At 45.5% G+C, this 3,159-nt stretch carries 5 protein-coding genes and 2 tRNA genes; 6 read left to right on the top strand and 1 reads right to left on the bottom strand.

What is annotated here, in order from left to right; all coding sequences use genetic code 11:
* Window positions 1-66: 66 nt before the first annotated feature.
* From ESE_RS0101100 to ESE_RS0101090, 3 genes are all read left to right on the top strand, one after another.
* Window positions 67-139 (top strand) — tRNA-Asn (locus tag ESE_RS0101100).
* A gap of 4 nt (window positions 140-143) precedes the next feature.
* Window positions 144-216: transfer RNA gene (locus ESE_RS0101095), tRNA-Thr, on the top strand.
* Window positions 217-284: 68 nt separating this feature from the next.
* Window positions 285-596, top strand: a complete 312-nt coding sequence (locus ESE_RS0101090; protein ID WP_010369859.1) for a hypothetical protein — start codon at window positions 285-287, stop codon at window positions 594-596.
* Window positions 597-712: 116 nt separating this feature from the next.
* Here the strand turns inward: ESE_RS0101090 and ESE_RS0101085 are convergent, their stop codons facing one another.
* On the bottom strand, window positions 713-1,063 hold the full coding sequence (locus tag ESE_RS0101085) for an iron-sulfur cluster biosynthesis family protein (RefSeq protein WP_010369856.1): 351 nt from the start codon (window positions 1,061-1,063) through the stop codon (window positions 713-715).
* Window positions 1,064-1,225: 162 nt separating this feature from the next.
* Between ESE_RS0101085 and ESE_RS0101080 the strand changes: the two genes are divergently transcribed.
* From ESE_RS0101080 to ESE_RS0101070, 3 genes are all read left to right on the top strand, one after another.
* Window positions 1,226-1,477, top strand: coding sequence for a GlsB/YeaQ/YmgE family stress response membrane protein (locus ESE_RS0101080; RefSeq protein WP_029237417.1), 252 nt, complete (start codon window positions 1,226-1,228; stop codon window positions 1,475-1,477).
* Window positions 1,478-1,644: 167 nt separating this feature from the next.
* Window positions 1,645-2,472: an aldo/keto reductase gene (locus ESE_RS0101075; protein WP_224228715.1), complete on the top strand. Its 828-nt coding sequence runs from the start codon at window positions 1,645-1,647 to the stop codon at window positions 2,470-2,472.
* A gap of 6 nt (window positions 2,473-2,478) precedes the next feature.
* Complete coding sequence (locus ESE_RS0101070) at window positions 2,479-3,138, top strand: hypothetical protein (protein ID WP_010369847.1); 660 nt, start codon at window positions 2,479-2,481, stop codon at window positions 3,136-3,138.
* The last annotated feature ends 21 nt before the right edge of the window (window positions 3,139-3,159 follow it).

The following is a 3,159-nucleotide window of genomic DNA, read 5'->3' as shown; positions in this document are numbered from 1 at the left end:
AATAGCGCCGAAAGTAGTTGGAGGATCGCTTCCTGCGAGGATAGGACGTCGCGATGCATATATTATTCCGAATTAGCTCAGTTGGTAGAGCACACGACTGTTAATCGTGTTGTCGTCGGTTCGAGCCCGACATTCGGAGTTATGCCGACTTAGCTCAGTTGGTAGAGCAACGGTATCGTAAACCGTAGGTCGAGGGTTCGAATCCCCCAGTCGGCATAGTGTAAAGAGGTCATCCTGTTAAAGGATGACCTCTTTTGTTATGATGAAAAAAGGGGGCGTGTGACATGGACGAAGCAGCAACAAAGATTCAAGAATTAACAGAAGCATTGGCGTCTGCACAAACGGAAGTTGATAAGTGGCGGACGGGTGCCGAAATTTATGAAGCACAAGTAGGTGACCTGCAAGGCGCACTACAAGAAATGGCGGCGGAATTGGATCGCTTGGCACTTGAAAATCAGCAATTGAAGGGCCAATTAGGTGATGCACCAATCCTTCAACCACAAGCCAGTGTACCTACTGATGAAGATGCCCAAATTATTCAAGCCGCCTTAATTAGCCGCATTAAAGAATTAGAACGTGCATTAGCACAACGATAAAGCAAACTGGGAATGTCGGAGGTTTTAGACCTCCGACATGACCAATAGCTGCTGTGATAAAAGAAACCAAAAAGCCCAGTTCAGATTGCTGTCTGACTGGGCTTTAATAGTTGGGATTAAGCTGTTTGTAGGTCACGCAAGCCAACGTTTGAATCAAGCGTACCTGAAGGACCTGCTAGGCTATAACGCAAGTACTTATCAACTGAAAGCGTCATATCTGAATCCATCTGGGCAGCTGTGTAACCCTTGATGTAAACAGGGCCAAGTGTACTATCGATTTTTTTGTCAAAATCATTAGTAATTTGATCGCTTTCGCAAAGGATGATGTTAAAGGCCACGTCGAGGGTACACATCCCTGCGTCTGAAAATGGACCGACGCCATCATCAAAATCCAAAACAATCTTGGTTTGAGGTGTAAGACGTTGCGTCAGCTTTGCTTTTGCAGCATGGGAAATTGTTAAAAACATAATCATTACCTCCTGTATACCTTATACTCTACCATAGTATATCGCAGATGAAACAACTGTCCAAAAATTTTACGTTAAAAAAGCATTCCGTTTGTCCAATATCAAGGACACTGGTAAAGTATAGATATAGTTATGAGCACAGCAAAACAGGAGGATATGAAGATGCATTTAATTTGGACTTTAATTATTGGTGCAGTGATTGGTGCGATTGCCGGGGCAATTACTAGCCGAGGCGCATCGATGGGTTGGATAGCAAATATCGTCGCTGGTTTGATTGGTTCTTGGCTGGGTGAGATGGTACTTGGATCATGGGGGCCTTCACTGGCCGGTATGGCATTGTTCCCATCAATCATTGGGGCGATTATCGTTGTCTTAGTTGTATCTTGGTTGTTGACTAAGATGGGTAATGATTAAGAAGATGCCTATTAAGCGTTCTACCGTAACGGGTGGGACGCTTTTTTACTGGTATTGACATTCAGATACCAGGGCTCTAAGATTAGTTGTCTGGAATTGTGGTTCTTCTCAAAAACGTCATGATTAAATGCTAAAATGTAAGCATAATTCATGATTAAGGGGAGAATATGATGGAATTTGTGACTTTAAACAATGGCGTAAAAATGCCGATGGTCGGATTCGGTACGGATGCGGCCAATGCAGAACTAACCTACAATGAAGTGATGGCGGCGGCAACTGAAGCAGGTTACCGAATGTTTGATACGGCAGCGATGTATGGTAATCAAGATGAACTTGGGGCTTACCTGGTAAACTCAGGGCTTGATCGGTCAGATTACTTCCTAACGAGTAAGGTTGCACAGCTGGAGCAAGGGTATGAAAATACCCTACAAGCTTTTAAGCGAACAACGGCAGCGCTACAAACGGATTATCTAGACTTGTACCTGGTCCACTGGCCAAAATTTGAGCCATTTTTTGAAACGTGGCGTGCATTAGAGCACTTGTACAAAGAAGGGTATGTTCGGGCGATTGGTGTGTCGAATTTTGAGGCGCACCATTTAGATCGTTTGTTGACGCAAGCGACAGTTGTACCGGCAGTCGATCAAATTGAGACGCACCCATACTTCAATCAACACGTGCTGCATAATTACTTAACGGAACTTGGCATTCAACACCAAGCCTGGAGTCCGTTGGGCCGCGGTGCGGTGCTGCAGGATGAGACGTTGCAGGGGATTGCGACGCGATATGGTGTGAGTGTCGCGCAAGTTATTCTACGCTGGCACATCCAACATAACGTGGCGGTTATTCCAAAGTCAGGTAATCCGGCCCGCATGGCGCAAAACATTGATTTGCAATTCCAATTGACACCAACGGACATGGCACGCATTGATGCCTTACAACGTGGTGAACGTATCATGGGCGCACCAGATCAAAACTATACGGAAGATTTGTGGTAATAAACAATGGTTAAACAAGGGAGTTTCGCGAGTGTTAGCTCAGTGAAGCAGTTACGGCAATTTAAACAGCGTACGAAGTTGGCCGAGAGCCAGGCGATTCAACCAGAACAGATTAAAGCGTTCTTGGTTGTGCGCTACCACTTAACGCAGAATGCGCGACTCGCCCCAGTTACCAAGGAGACGATGCAACGCTTTTTGATGGCGTGGTTAGATAATGCCACAGCGCAAACTTGGGCGTTGACAACCATTACCCAGCAAACATTGGGCCAAATCGCCACGCAAGTACCATGGCAATTCTATGCTTTGGTCAATAGTGAATGGCGTCGGTTCCAAAAGTTTTTGCAAAAAGAAGTACCAGCGATGCCATTGGCAACCCGCCGCATGGTAACAGCTGAAGCTGAAACAATTACAGCGTTAGTGGCACAACAATTGGCCTTAAACTGGTTCTTAACGATGTATGCGACCATGCCGGACCGGTTAGCTACAGTTACTGAACAACAGGTAGCTGATTTGCAACAATCGTTGCTGAGTGATGACCAAATTAATTGGCAAAATGTTGCAACGGTTTATTCGACGGCGCCATTTGTCATGCCGACAGATGCCGATGAAGGTACCGTAACCTGGTTGCAGACACTGACTGATTTAACGGCCGATCAACTAAAGTAATAAAAAATCCCGTTTGAACGT

Origin of the sequence: Weissella cibaria KACC 11862, assembly GCF_000193635.1 — a bacterium.
Classification (GTDB): Bacteria; Bacillota; Bacilli; order Lactobacillales; family Lactobacillaceae; genus Weissella; species Weissella cibaria.
This window is presented reverse-complemented; position numbering and strand designations above follow the sequence as displayed.

What these genes read in the sequence shown, in the direction of transcription:
- ESE_RS0101090 (WP_010369859.1), top strand. Translation starts at nt 285, where the DNA reads ATGGACGAAGCAGCAACAAAGATTCAAGAATTAACAGAAGCATTGGCG.
- ESE_RS0101085 (WP_010369856.1), bottom strand. Translation starts at nt 1,063, where the DNA reads ATGTTTTTAACAATTTCCCATGCTGCAAAAGCAAAGCTGACGCAACGT.
- ESE_RS0101080 (WP_029237417.1), top strand. Translation starts at nt 1,226, where the DNA reads ATGCATTTAATTTGGACTTTAATTATTGGTGCAGTGATTGGTGCGATT.
- ESE_RS0101075 (WP_224228715.1), top strand. Translation starts at nt 1,645, where the DNA reads ATGATGGAATTTGTGACTTTAAACAATGGCGTAAAAATGCCGATGGTC.
- ESE_RS0101070 (WP_010369847.1), top strand. Translation starts at nt 2,479, where the DNA reads ATGGTTAAACAAGGGAGTTTCGCGAGTGTTAGCTCAGTGAAGCAGTTA.